Below are 17,741 nucleotides of genomic sequence, written 5' to 3' on the forward strand. Positions count from 1 at the left end.
AACGTTTCAATCGCTTTGGATAATGGGTTATAATAGCGAATATGGAGAGTATGCAACTTTTGGGGGACCGACAGACATGTTCATGCCATATCGCGACCGGCTATATAAAGCAACATTCATAGAACGGCCGAACCGTTTTATCATTCGGGCGAGAAAAGAAGACGGTGAAACAGTAACCGCTCATTTGCCGGACCCGGGTCGATTAATTGAATTGCTCATCCCCGGGCGAGAGATATGGCTGCGTTATGTCGACAACCCGAAACGTAAGACGCAATGGTCGGCGGTTCTTTGTGAGAGCGAAGATGCGCGTGTATATGTTTCCCTGGACACGATGTTTCCCAATCGTTTGATAACCCAAGCCTTGAAGGAAAAACGTATTGAGTCATTAAAAAAATACAACTATATAAGGGCTGAATATCCATTCGCAGGCGCACGCTGGGATTTTTTATTGGAAAATAAAGGTCGGTCATTGCTTTTGGAAGTGAAAAGCGTGACACTTGCGGAGAATGGCATTGCTTATTTTCCCGATGCCGTTACTGCTCGTGGCAGAAAGCATGTGGAGGCTTTAACGACCATCCAAAATGAAGGAAATTGTGACACGGCCGTATTGTTTGTGGTGCAAAGGGGCGATGTCACGAGTGTCCGTCCTGCCACCCATATCGATCCAGCATTCGCGTCTGCATTGCAAAAAGCTGCGGATGCCGGCGTAGCAATGCTGGCTGTAACCACAGATGTCCGTTTGGAAGGCGTGGAACTCGGCCAGGAATTACCGGTGCAACTAAACATTCAGAAAGGACCGATAAAATGACGTTAAACGAATGGTTTGCAAAGGGGATAACCCCGGAAGCTTATATTGAAAATATGAGTCAACACAAAGAAAATCTTCAACATGTCTATGAGCAATTCAATCTTCCGGACGATGCTAGGCTGGAAGTGGCAGGCAACTCTCCTCGTGTCATTGTTCTCACCGAAGATTGGTGCGGCGACGCGATGGTAAACGTGCCGATTTTGCTTCACATCGCGGAGAAAACGAATATGGACGTATCGATGTTGTTACGGGACAGCAATTTGGAGCTTATGGACCAATACTTGACGAATGGGAAGTCTCGCTCGATTCCGATCTTTATTTTTATCGATGAAGATGGAAATGAGGTGGCAACATGGGGGCCGCGGGCATCGGAAGTACAGGCGAGGGTGGACGCTCTTTTTTCCAAACTGCCGGCAAAAGATGCGCCCGACTATGGGGAAAAATGGAAAGAAACCCTTTCGTCACTCACCCAGATATTTCGCGAAGATGAAAACGTATGGGATGAAGTGTATGAAAGCATCATGAAAACGTTGATGAAATAAGCTAAGGGGTTGCTGTCATTAAAGCAACCCCCTAATACTATTTGTTAAACAATGTATAACTATTGAAAAGAGATAAAAATTGTTTAACGTTCATGTTATTTAAATCATCTATTTTTGCATGCTTCAAGGCTTGTCGAAACTGATTTTTAGTGAAAAGAGCACGATATTCTTTGTTTACCCATTTATAAACAAACGTTTGATATTGTTCGTAGTTTTTCTTTGAAATCAAGGGCTCGTGACGTTCAAGAATGATCAATACAGAATCCACACCTGGCTTAGGATGGAAATACGTACGTGGCACTTTGGTGAGGATTTTGATATCCATTTCCACCATTAGCAGCAAGCCTAAAGCACGTTGCAGGTTTTGCAGCCTTTTCGAAAAACCTTTCTCCACGATAAGATAACTGTATTTTGCCTTGCTTTCAAAAACAATTTTTTTAACAATATCCGTACTGATATTATAGGGGATATTGCCTAATATTTTATAGTTTATTTTTTGTGGGAAGGCAAATTTTAGAATATCCGTATGGATCACTTCTACATTCTCGAAAGGCTCTACTGCTTTCTGAGTGGCTCGACATAAGTTTTTATCAATTTCTATGGCAGTCAACGACCGACTTATTTGGGCGAGCTCTTTGGTGAAATGCCCTTTTCCTGATCCGATTTCTATTACGTCGTTTTGTTTATTGATATCTGTATGATTCAATATTTCTTTTACATGTTTTTTAGAAGTAATAAAATTTTGCGTGTCTTTTGGGTTTTTCTGGTTCATTATAACCGTCTCCTTGCTGGTTATAATGAACGGACGTTAAGCGTTCATTATAACCAATTATTTTTGGTTTGGTTGATAATGAACGCTTTTAATGACAAAGATAGAAAATAAACCCATACTCTTATCTCCTTTCCATTTTTTGCATTATAAAAGAGATAAAGTAAAATCGACGACTGCTATGCTAGCACACATATGAACCCTCCAAGTTTTCTAATGTAACTGATTATATCATTTTCGTAAACAAATGCTCAAATACAGGTAGAGAAAAATTATCTTTTGCATGGTAAAATAAAGAATTGGTGGAAGGGCTGTTCGGTTAAACAGAAAAAAGGGGAGTTGGAAGTGAGTATCATTATTCGACCATATACAGAAGCGGACGTATCACACATGTTAACGATATGGAATGATATTGTGGAGGAGGGCATGAGCTTTCCACAGGAGGAACCGTTGACACTGGAAGGAGCCCAGTCTTTTTTTGCGGAACAATCCTACACAGGTGTGGCTGAAGAAAACGGTGAGATACTTGGTCTTTATATTGTACACCCGAATAGTGAAGGGCGTTGTGGCCATATTGCCAATGCATCTTATGGTGTTAAAGCCGGTCAAAGAGGTAAACGGATTGGAGAAAAAATGGTCATTGATTCCTTGGGAATAGCGGGATCATTGGGGTTTCGAATCATGCAATATAATGCGGTGGTAGTAGCCAACAAAGGAGCGATTCACCTATACAAAAAACTAGGTTTTACCTCATTAGGTGTAATCCCGGATGGGTTCAAACAAAAAGATGGGAACTATGTCGATATCGTCCCTTTTTATATTGAAATTGATACGGATCGAAAAACCATGTAAATGAGAGTAGGGATAAAGTGAAGATTGATACACCCAAGATTCCCGAAAATCTTACGGAGAAAAAATTTACGGATATTTTTTATGAAGAGGATCCGGAATTTGAAGTGTGCCTCGTTGCAGATTCTCAATTCGATAACGAATCCATAGATCGATTACGACTTTATCAAACGGTGATCAAAAACTGCAACTTAGTTAATACCGATTTTGGCCGGATTGATCTTACCGATGTGCGCTTTGAGAATTGTGACCTATCCAATGCTAATTTGCGTAATGCCTCCATGAATCGAGTTGAATTTTATAATTGCAAGTTGTTAGGCAGTGACCTCACAGAATCATACATAGGGAATACAAGGTTTGAGAAGTCGATTCTAAATATAATGATGTTCGGGCATTCAAAATTTGAAAAAGTAATTTTTGATGAGGCTTCTCTAGAAAGTGCTGACCTATATGATTGCAAGCTTAAGCAAGTTGAGTTCCTTTCCTGCAATATCAATGAAGCAAGGTTTGAAGAGACACCCTTGAAGGGCATTGATATAAGTACGTCAAACTTTGAATCTTTAATTGTGTCCATTGAAGACTTAAAAGGCTGTAAAGTATCAACGTTTCAAGCCATTCAGTTTGCCTCTTTATTAGGATTAAACATTCAGGATTAAAAATAATGATCGAGGCGCCAAATCGTTTGGATTACCAGTAATACTTGCCCTGCAGTGGTTTGATATACTGGAAATCTATCGGGGGAGTAAATCCCATCTTAATTCAAGGGACGAAATCAGGTTTTTTGTACCATTGAGAGCGGTAATCCTTGCGTTTGTGGTACAACGTCGAGCTTATTGTACCATTGGGAGCGGTAATCCTCGCGTTTGTGGTACAACGTCGAGCTTATTGTACCATTGAGAGCGGTAACCCTTGCGTTTGTGGTACAACATCGAGTTAATCGTCCCTTCGGAAACCGTTCCCCCTCCGCTTTGGGGAAAAGAATAGGTTCAAACAATACTGTGATATGAGGGATGGTTGTCGTAAAAGAAGGTAGGCCCGCAAGGGAATCAACGGAGCCCCTTCTACATCCTGGATGTTCGGTATTGCAATGCCGAGAGGCGTCACACCTCATAAATCCAAAATTCCTCGTAGCGAATCCATGCTTCTGTATCCTCATCGCCTTCGGCAATTTTCTGTTTCGTGATCGCCGATACTTCTTGCATCTGGCTTTCGTGGGCATCAATCGCTTGTAACTTTCGTTCCATTAATAAATTGCCGATGTCATAAACGATGTCAGCGTCTCCGATTTCTTCAACCGCATTGGCCGTAATGGCTTTCGTGTGCAGTTTCGGTCGCTTGCTTTCCGGGATCTTTCTCATCGCTTCAACCACGGCAGCACCGGTGGCATCATGATCCGGATGGATGCTAAGTCCCGGATAAAACGTAATGACAAGCGATGGATCGACATCGAGAATCACTTTCCGTAAATGTGAAGCGAGTGTTTGCCCGTCTTCAAATTCCAACGTTTTATCCCGATAGCCAAGATGAAGAAGCTCGTCCACGCCCATGATGTCACAGGCGTTTTGGAGTTCCTTTTGACGAATGAACGGCAGTGTTTCTCGGTTTGCCACCGGCGGGTTGCCCCAGTTTCTTCCCATTTCACCGGATGTTAAGGAAGCGACGGTCACTTTTGTCCCGTGCTCCCTTTTGTGCATCATGATCGTTCCCGCGGCTGAAAATGTTTCATCATCCGGGTGTGGAAAGAGCAATAAGATGTGCTCTTCTTTATTCATTTTATCCCTCCTTGAAACGGGATTGTACTCAGTTGCAAGGCGACGGCGAGTTTTCCTTGTTCATCGAACCCATACAAGTATAGCGATTCATTGTTTTTATAGTCAAACATCGATAAGCCTTCGGCAAAGATCCAACCATCTTCGGTTTTTAAGCCTACGCGATACGGGTCTTCACCTTTGATCTTTCCGTGCTGAATGTCCATACGCGCGTTTCGCACATACCCGCCGGCAGCATGGTGTTTGCCGTGGCGGTAGGCAGCGTAAGCGCCGTTCGTCAATTCAAAATGAACATATACGTGTTTCCCGTTAAAAAAATCCAATAATGGCTGGACAATGTCTATTTGAATCATTTCCAAAACAATCATTCCTCGTTTGCTGGGTAGTAGGTTTATAGCTTAGTTTTATTTTACCGCTTCACACATTTCTTTTAAACAAAAACGCTCGCAAGAATGATGTTAACAAAGCGGGCATATGATGGAAGGAATGAATGTACGTAGGAAACGGGGGGAGATGCAGTGGCTATTCATCCACCGTTATTACAAGCAGGGGATACGGTCGGGGTCGTGACCTTGGGTAGCCCACTTGAAGCCGGGATCATTGATGCACGGGTGCAAACATTGGAAACGATGGGGTTAAACGTCGTGCTCGGCACACATGTATACGATTGGAATGGTTTTTTGGCCGGAACGGATCAGGAGCGGGCAACGGATGTAATGGCAATGTTCGAACGGGATGATGTACGTTTGATTTTACCGACACGCGGCGGGGTTGGTGTAGCCGGAATTCTTCCATATTTGAATTATGAGCTGATTGCAAATAACCCGAAATGGATCAGTGGATACAGCGATATTACGATCCTCCTAAATGCACTTTATCAATATGCGGATGTTATCACTTTACACAGTTTGATGCTTATTGATTTTCAAGAAACGACCCCTCCTTATAATTTTGAACAGTTTTTCAGTGTTGTTTCTTCCGCATCCGTTGAGCATGCAATCGTTAATCCTCCGGAACTCGCTCCGCTAACAGGACGTGTGCCGGGGAATGTATCAGGTCCAATTGTTGGCGGGAATCTTACATCGATTGTCGGTACGTTGGGGACGGCATTTGAAATCGATACAACAGGATGCATCCTATTTTTGGAAGAAGTGAATGAGCCGATCAATACCGTGTATCGGCATATGAAGCATCTTGAGCTAGCGGGGAAATTTGATGATTGCGTGGGCATTATTCTCGGCGAATGCAGCAATTGCCAAGTTGCTTATGGGCAGGATTATGAAGACTTGATCGATAATTTTATCGTGCCGATGGGAAAACCGTTGATTACAGGGCTTGCAAGCGGGCACGGGACGTATAAAGCCGCTGTTCCGATTGGGGCTATTGCAAATCTCAACAGTGATGACGGGACAATTACGGTTATTGGCGAAGGATAACAACTGGAATGTTGCGTTTGACAGACAATCTTAATGGGAAAGTGGGGGATGGAGAAAAAAGGAGGCTAACGCATGAAGAAGTTTGGAATGCTCACATTATCCGCGGCAGTTGCTACAAGCCTTGCTGCTTGCGGTGATAATAGGGAAGAATTCGAAGATGAAACAACAAATGGAGACGCTCCGGCAGATGAGGGCGATGATAATACTGAAGTGCAAGAAGATGAAGTGACTGTCGATGATGATATGGATGACGGAGCCGATGAGGAAGAGGAAGACGAGGATGCGGATGCAGACGAAGCCTGGTACGAGGACCTAACTTATGACGAGTTTGAATTGGAAGCCGAATACAGCCACGGGGAATACGAGGCAGAATATGACTATGAAGGCGGAAATCCCGAAGCGGAAATTGAAGATACTCGGAACGGCGAAGATATAGAAATGGAAGGCGAAGAGGCATTAGAGGAACTTGCCGGCATCCTTCCGGAAATGGATATTGATGAGAACTCCGGTGACGATGACATATTGGATGCCGCGATTGATGCATTTAACCTTGATGAAGATTACAGCGAGCTGGAAGTTGAAGCAGAGTTCTTTGATGGTGGCGAAACAGAGGTTGAGGATGAATCTTAATCTTTTTCAAAATAAAGATGATAGTGGAATTTGCATCCTTCATTAAAGACGGAGTGGCATTTAAGGCAACGGTCGGTTTCCAAATACGCGCGGATGGTATGCTCATAACCGCAAACGCCGCATAAAATGGCACGCTCGCCAAATTGATCCGAAGGCCATACGGAAATGGCGTGTGCCTCAGATTCTTGATGGCATTGATAGCACGGATAGAATTTTTTGCAACAATGAAATTTGATCGCGATAATATCTTTCTCTGTGGAATAATGGATGCATCGTGTTTGGCGATCAATTTGCTTGCCGTACACGCGTTTCATATTGCTCACCCTTTATGTTGGAATCGTTGATTTCTAGTGTAACAAATGAAGCGCCACACGGATCAGAAATTTTTTTCGTATAATATTTGCTTATTGGTGTAAGCTATGGTATAGTCAATATGTCGAAAGTGATTGAATGTACGGTGTAATTGTTTTTCGGCCTGCTTTTAAGTTTAGGACGCAAAAAGGTTCACCCGGTTTCAATTATTTTTAGAATTTCTGGTTCAAGAAGGATGAATCTTTTTGGACTGCCTATTCAAAGGAGGCCATCAGCATGACTGGTAAAGTAAAATGGTTCAACGCCGAAAAAGGATTCGGTTTCATCGAGCGTGAAGAAGGAGACGATGTTTTCGTACATTTCTCCGCGATTCAAGCAGAAGGATTCAAAACGCTTGAAGACGGTCAAGACGTAGAGTTCGAAATCGTTGAAGGCGACCGCGGACCGCAAGCAGCAAACGTCGTCGGTCTGTAAAACGCGTGATACTCAGGAATAGGGGGGTATATTCCAGCGTCAATGGGAATATACCCCTTTTCTATGCAAAAGTGGATGAAGACGTAAGAAGTATGATTCGTAATTCGTATCGCCATGGCATTTCGTTAGGCGGGAACGCATGCGCTTTTGCATCTTTAATCCCAACGATCCTGAGGAAAAAGATGTATAAAGGAGCAGATGCATGAGATTTGAAGAATTGGATTTACCGCCTTATTTATTAAAAAGTATACAACAGATGGGTTTCACGGAGGCCACATCGATTCAGGAAAAAGTATTGCCCGTCGCTCGTGATGGCAGTGATGTCATCGGGCAGGCACAAACCGGAACGGGAAAAACCGCTGCTTTCGCGCTTCCCATCATCGAAAAAGTTGACCCGGAGGACCCAAACGTACAAGCGCTCATCCTCACCCCTACTCGTGAGTTGGCCGTTCAAGTGTGCGAAGAAGTGAACAGTCTTGGGCGCACTAAAAAAGTGAAAGCTGTTGCTGTGTACGGGGGTGCCGATATGGGGCGGCAAATAAGGGAATTAAAAGCCCGCCCGTCCATCATTGTCGCTACACCGGGGCGTTATATGGACCATACACGAAGAAGGACGATTCGCCCGCAGTCGATCCGTACCGTTGTGCTTGATGAAGCGGATGAAATGCTGAGCATGGGCTTCATTGAAGATATTGAAGAGATATTGGAAAAAATTCCGGAGGAACGGCAAACACTTTTGTTCTCTGCAACGATGCCGGCCCGTTTGAAAAAAGTTGCCGATCGTTTTATGACGGAACCGCAAACCGTTTCCGTTAAAGCGAAAGCAATGACGGTGTCCAATATTGAACAATTTGCGCTCAAAGTACCCGAAAAGCAGAAACTATCCGCGCTTGGCCGTCTGTTTGATTTTGAAGATCCGGATCTTGCGATAATTTTCGGTCGCACGAAACGGAGAGTGGATGAGTTATCCGAAGCGCTCGAGCAACAAGGGTATGAAGCGGCCGGCATTCATGGAGATATGAAACAAGCGCAGCGGACCAATGTGTTACGCCGTTTCAAGCAAGGGGCCGTCAAGTATTTGGTGGCTACGGATGTGGCGGCGCGGGGGATTGACGTTACGGGCGTTACCCACGTGTTTAACTTCGATATTCCGCAAGAGTCGGATAGTTATGTTCACCGGATCGGCCGGACCGGACGCGCAGGGCATTCCGGCAAAGCCTATACATTCGTCGCTCCCGTTGAAATGGACCATATGGCGATGATTGAAAAGGCAACCAAAGGAAACGTTAAACACATCGACGTTCCGAGCGACCATGAAGCGGAAGTGGCCCGACAAGAACGAGCGGCTCGAGAACTTACGCAAATCATGGAAAAACAGGAACATACCGGTCTTGAACCGATGGCGGAAAAATTGTTACAGGAGCATGAGCCGGTCACAGTAGTGGCTGCCGCGCTTTCCATGCTGCAAAAAGATACAAAAGAACCGACCAAAAAGCTCACCGGCGAACGCCCGCTCGTGAGCAAACAAAAACGAAAACCGGCAGGAAAACAAGGCCGATTTCAACAACGCCGCGGTGGCGGGGGACGTCAAAAAAACCATGATCGCAACAGGAGAAACAATCAGCGGCGGCGTTCCGGTTAATACTGCCAAGGAAACGAGTGACAGGATAATGGCCTGATTGCTCGTTTTTTGTTTTGCACTTTAAGAATGTTTAACTATGTTAAAGGATTAAGTCTGAAATAAACCTCTGATATTCGCACATTAAAAAAGGGCATGCCAAATAAACCATCTCAAAAGAAGGTTTGTGGTCAAATATGGTTAATCTGTAAAATAATCTTAAGTGGCTGGTTGTTCCTTGATTTTAAAACCTTGTGATTTTGCTAACGCTATTGCTTGCTCCACGGTGAGCTCACGACTTGCTGGAAGAACCTCGGATTTTTTATACAGCTCGGGATTGTAAGGTTCTTTTTTCTTCAAAATGTGGTAAATTGCTGTTAACAGCATTCGTGCGATAGCGATAATGGCACGTTTGTGACCGCGGCGCTTTTTGATGCTTAAATAGCGGTTTCGGATTTCAGGATGTTTATCGCTTTTGGCAACACCGTTGGCACACTGTACCAAAAGGGGTTTGATGTATACCCCTGCTCTTGAAATCTTGACTGACTTTTTCTTGCCGGCACTTTCGTTATTCGTAGGTGTTAGCCCTGCCCAGGAACAGACATGTTTTGCTGAAGGGAACTCGTCCATATTGACGCCGATTTCGGATATGATTCCGATGGCCGTAAAGATGCTCTTGATGGACGGAACCGTTAAAAGCAAATTGATTTCTTCTGTGTAGGGCTCGGCAAGAGAAAGGATTAATTGTTCAAGCTCGTCTTTACAATGCTTAAGGTACTTGTAATGGTTCAAAATGACCCTGATCTTTCCGACTTGTTCGGGGGTAATAAACCCATCAACGGCAAGTTCCAACTCAGGAATTTTATCCTTCATGGATCCGTGAATAAGCGACGGAATATCCAAATGAGGATTTTCAGGATCTTGCAATAGCTTTTGAATAATATTCATGGAACTTTTTCCAAGTGTATCCGAAACAACGGAGCCCAGTTGAATATTGGAGACGGATAAGCTGTTTTGTAGCCGATTTTTTTCACTGGCGATCATATTTGTCAATTTGGTACGATAACGCATCAGATCCCGAAGGTGTCTGATATCTGACGGTGGTATAAAGCTCCCTGGCACAAGATCATGTTTAAATAAATCGGCCATCCATTTAGCATCTTTCTTATCTGTCTTTTTCCCTTGGATCGCCTTGACGTATTTCGGATGTGCGACTGTGATATTGCAGGAATCTTCCAACATATTGAACACGGGTATCCAGTACTTCCCGGTAGATTCCATGCAAACATCCTTGCAATTGTTTTCACAAAGCCACTGTGACAGCTCTCTCAACCCTTTGGTATAGGTTGAGAAGCGATGGCGTTTGTAAGTTGTGACACCGTTGTCGGTGGAAGCAATACAGGCAACAACAAAAGTTTTGTGAACGTCAATGCCACAACAGATTGGATAAACGATTTTTAACCCCATTCGTAATCTCCTTTCTAGAATATATAGGGATAAACAGCATTGACTGATTGCCCAGCGATAAACGAGTAATGTTTATACAAAGATAAGTCTACGTGCTCTAAGTCACACTTATTTGTGCTTGAGAAGGCAATCTACACATATAAGTATGCGGTCACCCCGTTCACGGAATGGCCACTCCCCTCTGCGTGATTTGTAGTTTGCTGAGCATCCCTATAGCTCTAGAATAATACAAAAAGCGCTCAAGGCAACTTATTTCATAACGTTTTGTGCCTTGAGCGCCGCGAAAGGCATGATTATAAGTATAAGTAAAACTAAGGCTTCCGCTATAAGGACTTGGCGGAAGCCAAGTTTTTCTAAGCAGGTAAGAAGCCCTTATGGCGGTTGAGCATGTCGCCATCATCTATAATGAAAACAACTAATTTAGCGCAAAAAATATAATCGAGACATATGTTGGTTATACTGATTCGTTTGCGTTGCTCCAATTATGGTTGTTTTCATACGAACGTATAAATCAACGTTATTACCTGTATAAGTTTTCTGAATTAATCGGTCACCCAGCATCGCGCTAGTAATCCCTCTCCCGAAGATCGAGCCGCTCCGAGAGGAACAAGAGAGGGAAAGTAATCCCTCTCCCGAAGATCGAGCCGCTCCGAGAGGAACAAGAGAGAGAAAGTAATCCCTCTCCCGAAGATCGAGCTGCACCGAGAGGAACAAGAGAGAGGAAGTAATCCCTCAATCGGAGGTCGAGCCGCTCCGAGAGGAACAAAGTAAGCAATATCATCCCGACCCTCTCATATTTGGTATGACCATCGTCGGGGGAATAGGAGCTGCCAGTGTACGCCTGTTTGAGAAGTCATTCCAGTTAAAATTTGATGATTCCTCTGTTATACCTTTTTTTGGCGAGAGGTCACATTTTTCTAAAAGACATATACTCTTTATTTGGTCACTCAAAGCGTCTTTGACGAGGGCGATTCTTTTGCACTAGCTAGCGAAGAAAAAACACGGAGATTTCCGAAGAAAAGCGCAGAGGGAAGGATCAATCAATGTGCTTACCTGCATCAGTTGAACGAAGGCTTTTCGCCATAAAAGCTTGACGAAAGGCCACGTTTTCTAACGAGGAGGCCGAGCGCAAGACTACGCAACACGTCCTGGTTTGTCTGTAGCGGCTTCCATCGTTCATGATTACATCTATTTTTCAACCATATGTCCCTGTCCATGATATCACTATTTCACTAAATGAGAGAAATAGACGATTTATAACGGATTCATATTTGGTATAGTTGAACAAAATAATATGTACATCGGAGGTGATCGCTTGAATCGGTTTTTGTACATATCTTTTGCTCTATTTATGATGATCATAACGAGTGGGTGCGGGATGACGGTTCTTGATCCGGAAGGGACCGTAGGAGAACAGCAACGGGATTTAATTATCCTTTCCATTACTTTTATGCTTATTATCGTCCTCGTTGTATTAATTTTGTTGACGTATTTTCTCGTAAAGTATCGGGAAAGGGACGGACATCGAGGATACGACCCGAATATTGACGGAAGTGTCAAACTGGAAGTGATATGGACGGCTATTCCGATTGCCATCGTTACCGTTCTCTCCATACCGACGGTTTATACCATTTTCAATATTGAGGAGGTACCGGAGGCGAGCACGGAAAATGAAGAACCACTTGTTGTTCACGCGACATCTTCGAATTGGATGTGGATTTTTAGTTATCCGGAGGAGGATATCGAAACGATTAATTATCTTAATATACCGGTGGATCGCCCGGTGTTGTTTAAACTCACGTCAGCCGATTCCATGGCCTCTTTTTGGGTGCCCCAATTGGGAGGGCAACGTTATAATATGGCCGGCATGGAGACGGAACTATACTTACAGGCGGGCACAGAAGGAACGTATTATGGAAGAAATGCGAATTATACAGGAGAAGGATTTGCGGAGATGCGTTTCGATGTCAACGCCATCGAAGAATCTGCATTCAACGAATGGGTGGCGGACGTCCAAGAAGATGCACCGGAACTCACTCAAGGGATTTATGATCAATTTATGGTACCCGGCCATGTGGATGAGTACACGTTTTCGGGCACTCATTTAGAATGGGTGGATCACGCGATAGATGCGGAGTATGCTATGGAAGCCTGGGAAAGAGAAGGGTACGAGCCGATGAACCCTCATGCTTCCGACGCCCCTGATGGGGTTCCTCGGCTTGATATTGATGTGGAAGCCGGGTCTGTAGAAACGGAAGACACGCAAAATGAAGAAACACCGCAAGAACAGGATTCCCACCATCACCATTAGACGGGACGGAAAGGGGGAGAATTCACTTGAACCTCGATTGGGATGAATTCATCGTCACGGGAGAACCTTTTATACACGCTGGACAAATCTCCATCTTATTAACCACTCTTGGAATTATATTTGTCCTTACGTATTTTAAAAAATGGAAATGGCTCTGGAAAGAATGGGTTACGAGTGTGGATCACCGAAAAATCGGGATCATGTATATCATCGCTTCGGTGTTAATGTTGATTCGCGCAGGGGTAGACGCGATGATGATGCGGACACAATTGGCGGTTCCGGAAATGCCTTTCCTAGGGGAAGCCCAACACTATAATGAGATATTCACGACGCACGGCACGATTATGATCATTTTCGTGGCCACACCGTTTCTTATCGGGTTGATGAACGTGGCGACGCCGCTGCAAATAGGCGCCCGTGACGTTGCGTTCCCTTTTCTGAATAACTTAAGCTTTTGGACGTTTTTCTGGGGCGCGATGCTCTTTAATATTTCATTTGTGATCGGAGGCGCTCCTGACGCGGGTTGGTCCGCTTATATGCCTCTTGCTTCCAACGATCTTAGCCCAGGGCCGGGACAAAATTTTTATTTGCTCGGCTTACAAATTACCGGGATAGGAACGCTAGCGACTGGGATTAACTTCGTTGTTACCATTTTAAAAATGCGGGCAAAAGGCATGACACTCATGCGAATGCCGATGTTCACGTGGACGACGCTAATCACTTCGCTGATTATCATCGGTGCATTTCCGATTCTAACCGTTGCTTTGGCGATGCAAACCTTTGACCGTTTGTGGGATACGGCGTTTTTTACATTGCAAGACGGCGGCATGCCGATGATGTGGGTGAACCTTTTCTGGCTTTGGGGACATCCGGAAGTCTATATCGTTATTTTGCCGGCATTTGGCATCTTTTCGGAGATTATTACGACCTTTGCCCGTAAGCGATTATTTGGCTATACGTCAATGGTTTTCGCGATTGCTGCAATTTCAGGCTTAAGCTTTCTCGTCTGGGTCCATCACTTTTTCACGATGGGGGCCGGACCGATGGTTAACTCCTTTTTCTCCATTTCAACGATGGCTATCGCGATTCCGACCGGGGTGAAAATATTCAACTGGTTGGCAACGCTGCATCGCGGGCGGATACAATTTTCCGTACCGATGGTTTGGGCGCTCGGCTTCATTCCAAACTTTACCATTGGTGGTGTCACTGGGGTCATGCTTGCCATGGCAGCGGCTGATTATCAATATCACAACACCTATTTTCTCGTTTCACACTTTCACTATGTGTTGATTGCAGGCACGATTTTTGCCTGTTTTGCCGGAACGATTTACTGGTGGCCGAAGATGTTTGGCCTGAAATTGAATGCACGGCTCGGCCATTGGATGTTTTGGCTCTTTATGATCGGTTTTAACGTCTGTTTTTTTCCGCAATATTTTCTCGGATTGGACGGCATGCCGCGACGCATATATACGTACTTCCCGGAAGATGGATGGTTTGGTTTAAACTTTATATCCACCGTCGGAGCTTTCATGATGGGCATTGCTTTTGTGATCTTCGTGTATAACATTTATTATAGTTATCGCTATCAACCGAGAGAGACGACCGGGGATCCTTGGGGTGGTCGTGGCCGCACCCTTGAATGGGCGACGTCTTCTGCTGTCCCGCCGCATTATAACTTTGCGAAAATCCCGGAGGTCAAAGGCCAAGATGCGTTTTGGCAAATGAAACAGGATGGCATCGATCCGAATGAGATAGTAGAGTACCAAGACATCCATATGCCGAACAATACTGGTAACCCTTTTATTATGTGTGTGTTCATGTTTATCGGAGGATTTGGTCTCGTCTTCCATTGGTGGCCAATCGCGATCATAGGTGCCATTGGCATTTTCATCTGTATGATTCAACGTTCTTTTTCACGAGATAATGGACATATCGTTTCAGCTGAAGAAGTAAGAAAAGAAGAAGAAGGGATCAGGGAGGGACAAGCACATGAAAATGGATAATAAAATTGACCCCATCGAACGTGAAGACTTCCCTGGAGAAGAAACCCCATTGGAATATCAAACGGAAACCGGAGAGTATAACATTTTCGGTTTCTGGATGTTCCTGGGAGCGGAAATCGTTCTCTTCTCCACCCTTTTCGGGACGTATTTTGTGCTTATTTACCGCACGGCATCAAGTATTCCTCCTACTGAAGTTTTCAGTATGGGATTGGTGCTTGTAATGACCTTCACCCTGCTGACGAGCAGTTTTACAAGCGGGCTCGCGATTCATGAAATGCGCCTTGGAAATGTGACGCGCATGCTGATTTGGATAGGGATCACGCTAGTGCTGGGACTTGGTTTTTTGGGAATGGAAATTTATGAGTTTGTGGAGTATGCCAGTGAAGGAGCAACCTTGGCTACGAGCGCTTATTGGTCCTCCTTTTTCCTTCTTCTCGGAACTCACGGTTTGCACGTTGCTATGGGTGTGGCTTGGTTCATCATTATCCTGATTCAAATTAAAATGCGGGGATTAACTCCGGCGACCGCCAATAAAACGTTCATTGCCAGCCTTTATTGGCACTTTCTCGATGTCATCTGGATTTTCATATTTACGGGCGTATACTTGTTAAGGTTGGTGATCGCATGAGTAACGGAACAACAGTCACAAAAAAAGGGCATTTCCCGTGGAAACACGTCGTCGGCTTTATCAGCTCCATTGTATTAACGTTGGTCGCTTTATGGATTGCTTTTTATTCAGCGTTCAGTGTCCGGACGATCGTTATATTGATCTTTTCGCTTGCCTTTATTCAAGCTGCCTTGCAATTGCTGATGTTCATGCATATGGCCGAGAGCAGTAATGGCAGAATTCAAGTGGGACATATTCTCTTTTCCGCGTTTGTTGCTATTGTTGTTGCCGTTGGGTCGTATTGGGTGATGGAATTTGGTATTCACCTTGAGCATCATATGTAATCGCCAATTATTCTGCGGAACGATAAAAATCCCAGCCTACGCAGACTGGGATTTCTTACTTAATCAGTTGCGAAACGTTTCCACCATTCCGGTTTTACATATAGAATAATCGCGCCCACATGGGCCAGAAGTACGTTAAACGAAAACAAAATCATAAAAAACGTATGCGCGGCAGGTGTTAGCATATTGGCAACATAAAACCCGGACATGATCCACATCACAATTAAGAGCGGCAAACTGGCGAGGGCCAACCAACGTTTCTCTTTCCAAAGGAAGAGCGGGGTGGCACTGGCAATAAACAAATATAAAAAGAAGACTCCCATTTCCCCACCTCCTAGATTCACATTCTCATCACAATTATTGTAACAAATTATTGACGATTTTACACTAAGGCAAAAAGAAAAGAATTAGAATGTTAGGAAAAGATAACCGCAGATAAGGTGAAAAAACATTTATTAAACAGGCGATGAGCGTTCAACAGGGATTATTAAGACAATAAAAGCACCCAAAAGCCGTTTGCTTGTGAATGATTGAGCATATAAAGTAGATAGTGGGACAACAAAATTTAATAAATCAAGGAGTGTTCAACGTTGCGTACTGATTTGTATCCTTCACGAGTAGGAAAAGATGCAGAACTAATGAAGCGAACAGATCCAGTTATTCATAATCGGGGCAAAATGGATGGCCCGTTAGCTTCGAACCAGCTTGATTCTTACGAGAACAATGGCTACCTGATGCTCGATGACGTATTTAGCGACGAAGAAGTCAACATCATGTCTGAACACCTCAATGACACATTAGAGGCACAAAGAGGACAAAAATCGGATACTGTCGTTCTTGAACCTGAAGGAGACGAAGTAAGATCGATTTTTGAAGTTCACAAACATAACGATTTTTTCAGCCGGCTTGCTGCAAATGAACACCTCGTCAAAGCAGCGCAGCAATTGCTCGGAAGTGACGTCTACATTACGCAGTCCCGCATTAACTTTAAACCCGGCTTTAGCGGAAAGGAATTTTATTGGCATTCCGATTTTGAAACGTGGCACGTGGAAGACGGCATGCCGAGCCCGCGTGCGGTTAGTTGCTCGATTATTCTGACTGATAATTACGAATACAACGGTCCGTTAATGCTGATTCCCGGCTCCCATCAATGGTTTGTGTCTTGTCCGGGGGAGACGCCGGACGCGAATTACGAACAGTCCCTTCAAAAACAAGAGCTCGGGGTTCCCGATCCGGAAAGTTTAAACAAACTATTTGAAAAAGCCGGAAAACGCATCGATCGCGCAACCGGCAAAGCCGGAATGGTCCTGTTCTTCGAAAGCAATATCATGCACGGTTCCAGCGGCAATATTTCACCATTGCCGAGAAGCAACGCCTTTTTCGTCTACAATTCGACTGAAAACCAACTGGAAGAACCGTTTGGAAATGCGAAACCCAGACCTGAATTTCTCGCCAATCGCGCTCAGATTAAACCGATTCAGCCGCAACCGACGTTCAGAGAAAAAGCAGGATCGAAATAAACCTATGCGCTCGTTTGCACGGTGTGTGCAAGCGGGCGTTTTTATTGTTTTTTAATTTAAAAAAGAAATAGTGTAATCATGATCGATAGTAACAGCTACGGAAAAACACGATGCTTTCCATGGACTTGCGCTCAGCCTCCTAGAAAAAAGAAATTCGTTTTTTTCTGCGGGGTTTTCTCACTGCGCTTTCGTTCATATCAGTCTCCGTGTTTTTCCTCTGCTGGCTAGTGCAAGGTGGCTTAATTACCCGATCATCGGTCGTCAACAACTGTTGTTTCTGGT

20 protein-coding genes are annotated in these 17,741 nt (G+C 44.3%); 13 read left to right on the top strand and 7 right to left on the bottom strand.

Annotated elements, in window-relative coordinates:
* Positions 1–76 precede the first annotated feature (76 nt).
* Together sfsA and HUG15_RS07610 are read left to right on the top strand one after the other, a co-directional pair.
* Complete coding sequence (sfsA, locus tag HUG15_RS07605; RefSeq protein WP_200128883.1) at positions 77–808, top strand: DNA/RNA nuclease SfsA; 732 nt, start codon at positions 77–79, stop codon at positions 806–808.
* Complete coding sequence (locus HUG15_RS07610) at positions 805–1,350, top strand: thioredoxin family protein (RefSeq protein ID WP_200128096.1); 546 nt, start codon at positions 805–807, stop codon at positions 1,348–1,350. Before sfsA ends, HUG15_RS07610 begins: the two co-directional genes overlap by 4 nt.
* A gap of 37 nt (positions 1,351–1,387) precedes the next feature.
* On the opposite strand, the gene erm is transcribed toward HUG15_RS07610, so the two are convergent.
* Together erm and HUG15_RS23615 are read right to left on the bottom strand one after the other, a co-directional pair.
* Entirely contained in the window at positions 1,388–2,122 is a 735-nt protein-coding gene (gene erm / locus HUG15_RS07615; protein WP_200128097.1) for a 23S ribosomal RNA methyltransferase Erm, read from the bottom strand.
* A 57-nt stretch (positions 2,123–2,179) separates the two neighbouring features.
* Complete coding sequence (locus HUG15_RS23615; protein WP_200128884.1) at positions 2,180–2,239, bottom strand: erythromycin resistance leader peptide; 60 nt, start codon at positions 2,237–2,239, stop codon at positions 2,180–2,182.
* Positions 2,240–2,464: 225 nt separating this feature from the next.
* On the opposite strand from HUG15_RS23615, the gene HUG15_RS07625 reads away from it, so the two are divergent.
* Complete coding sequence (locus tag HUG15_RS07625) at positions 2,465–2,971, top strand: GNAT family N-acetyltransferase (protein ID WP_246516545.1); 507 nt, start codon at positions 2,465–2,467, stop codon at positions 2,969–2,971.
* Between the two features lie 17 nt (positions 2,972–2,988).
* Positions 2,989–3,624, top strand: a complete 636-nt coding sequence (locus HUG15_RS07630; RefSeq protein ID WP_200128098.1) for a pentapeptide repeat-containing protein — start codon at positions 2,989–2,991, stop codon at positions 3,622–3,624.
* A gap of 444 nt (positions 3,625–4,068) precedes the next feature.
* On the opposite strand, the gene bshB2 is transcribed toward HUG15_RS07630, so the two are convergent.
* Together bshB2 and HUG15_RS07640 are read right to left on the bottom strand one after the other, a co-directional pair.
* Positions 4,069–4,740 (bottom strand): bacillithiol biosynthesis deacetylase BshB2, encoded by a 672-nt coding sequence (bshB2, locus tag HUG15_RS07635; protein WP_200128099.1) that lies wholly within the window; start codon positions 4,738–4,740, stop codon positions 4,069–4,071.
* Positions 4,737–5,090 (bottom strand): DUF1806 family protein, encoded by a 354-nt coding sequence (locus HUG15_RS07640; RefSeq protein ID WP_200128886.1) that lies wholly within the window; start codon positions 5,088–5,090, stop codon positions 4,737–4,739. Before HUG15_RS07640 ends, bshB2 begins: the two co-directional genes overlap by 4 nt.
* 165 nt (positions 5,091–5,255) lie before the next feature.
* Between HUG15_RS07640 and HUG15_RS07645 the strand changes: the two genes are divergently transcribed.
* Together HUG15_RS07645 and HUG15_RS07650 are read left to right on the top strand one after the other, a co-directional pair.
* Positions 5,256–6,173, top strand: coding sequence for a S66 peptidase family protein (locus HUG15_RS07645; protein ID WP_200128100.1), 918 nt, complete (start codon positions 5,256–5,258; stop codon positions 6,171–6,173).
* 72 nt (positions 6,174–6,245) lie between these two features.
* Positions 6,246–6,803: a YusW family protein gene (locus tag HUG15_RS07650; RefSeq protein WP_200128101.1), complete on the top strand. Its 558-nt coding sequence runs from the start codon at positions 6,246–6,248 to the stop codon at positions 6,801–6,803.
* On the opposite strand, the gene HUG15_RS07655 is transcribed toward HUG15_RS07650, so the two are convergent.
* A complete protein-coding gene (locus HUG15_RS07655) occupies positions 6,800–7,117 on the bottom strand; it encodes a CHY zinc finger protein (protein ID WP_200128102.1) in 318 nt (105 codons plus the stop codon). The genes HUG15_RS07650 and HUG15_RS07655 overlap by 4 nt on opposite strands.
* A 274-nt stretch (positions 7,118–7,391) precedes the next feature.
* Between HUG15_RS07655 and HUG15_RS07660 the strand changes: the two genes are divergently transcribed.
* Together HUG15_RS07660 and HUG15_RS07665 are read left to right on the top strand one after the other, a co-directional pair.
* Positions 7,392–7,589, top strand: a complete 198-nt coding sequence (locus tag HUG15_RS07660) for a cold shock domain-containing protein (RefSeq protein WP_200088909.1) — start codon at positions 7,392–7,394, stop codon at positions 7,587–7,589.
* Between the two features lie 202 nt (positions 7,590–7,791).
* Positions 7,792–9,231, top strand: a complete 1,440-nt coding sequence (locus tag HUG15_RS07665) for a DEAD/DEAH box helicase (protein WP_200128103.1) — start codon at positions 7,792–7,794, stop codon at positions 9,229–9,231.
* Between the two features lie 195 nt (positions 9,232–9,426).
* On the opposite strand, the gene HUG15_RS07670 is transcribed toward HUG15_RS07665, so the two are convergent.
* Positions 9,427–10,674 carry an IS110 family RNA-guided transposase gene (locus HUG15_RS07670; RefSeq protein WP_200128104.1) on the bottom strand — a complete coding sequence of 416 codons (1,248 nt, stop codon included), beginning with the start codon at positions 10,672–10,674 and terminating at the stop codon, positions 9,427–9,429.
* Positions 10,675–12,025: 1,351 nt separating this feature from the next.
* Between HUG15_RS07670 and qoxA the strand changes: the two genes are divergently transcribed.
* Genes qoxA through qoxD form a run of 4 tightly spaced genes read left to right on the top strand, consistent with a single transcriptional unit; the run spans position 12,026 to position 15,939 of the window.
* Positions 12,026–12,985, top strand: a complete 960-nt coding sequence (gene qoxA / locus HUG15_RS07675) for a cytochrome aa3 quinol oxidase subunit II (protein ID WP_246516626.1) — start codon at positions 12,026–12,028, stop codon at positions 12,983–12,985.
* Positions 12,986–13,011: 26 nt separating this feature from the next.
* On the top strand, positions 13,012–14,988 hold the full coding sequence (gene qoxB, locus HUG15_RS07680) for a cytochrome aa3 quinol oxidase subunit I (protein ID WP_200128106.1): 1,977 nt from the start codon (positions 13,012–13,014) through the stop codon (positions 14,986–14,988).
* A gap of 13 nt (positions 14,989–15,001) precedes the next feature.
* Positions 15,002–15,616: a cytochrome aa3 quinol oxidase subunit III gene (gene qoxC, locus HUG15_RS07685; RefSeq protein ID WP_425504049.1), complete on the top strand. Its 615-nt coding sequence runs from the start codon at positions 15,002–15,004 to the stop codon at positions 15,614–15,616.
* Positions 15,613–15,939, top strand: a complete 327-nt coding sequence (gene qoxD / locus HUG15_RS07690; protein WP_200128108.1) for a cytochrome aa3 quinol oxidase subunit IV — start codon at positions 15,613–15,615, stop codon at positions 15,937–15,939. The genes qoxC and qoxD overlap by 4 nt, the downstream gene beginning before the upstream one ends.
* Positions 15,940–15,998: 59 nt before the next feature.
* On the opposite strand, the gene HUG15_RS07695 is transcribed toward qoxD, so the two are convergent.
* Positions 15,999–16,262: a spore morphogenesis/germination protein YwcE gene (locus HUG15_RS07695; protein WP_200128109.1), complete on the bottom strand. Its 264-nt coding sequence runs from the start codon at positions 16,260–16,262 to the stop codon at positions 15,999–16,001.
* Positions 16,263–16,529: 267 nt separating this feature from the next.
* Between HUG15_RS07695 and thpD the strand changes: the two genes are divergently transcribed.
* A complete protein-coding gene (gene thpD / locus HUG15_RS07700) occupies positions 16,530–17,459 on the top strand; it encodes an ectoine hydroxylase (RefSeq protein ID WP_281393605.1) in 930 nt (309 codons plus the stop codon).
* Positions 17,460–17,741 lie beyond the last annotated feature (282 nt).

It is taken from the genome of Salicibibacter cibarius (assembly GCF_016495725.1).
Taxonomy (GTDB): domain Bacteria; phylum Bacillota; class Bacilli; order Bacillales; family Marinococcaceae; genus Salicibibacter; species Salicibibacter cibarius.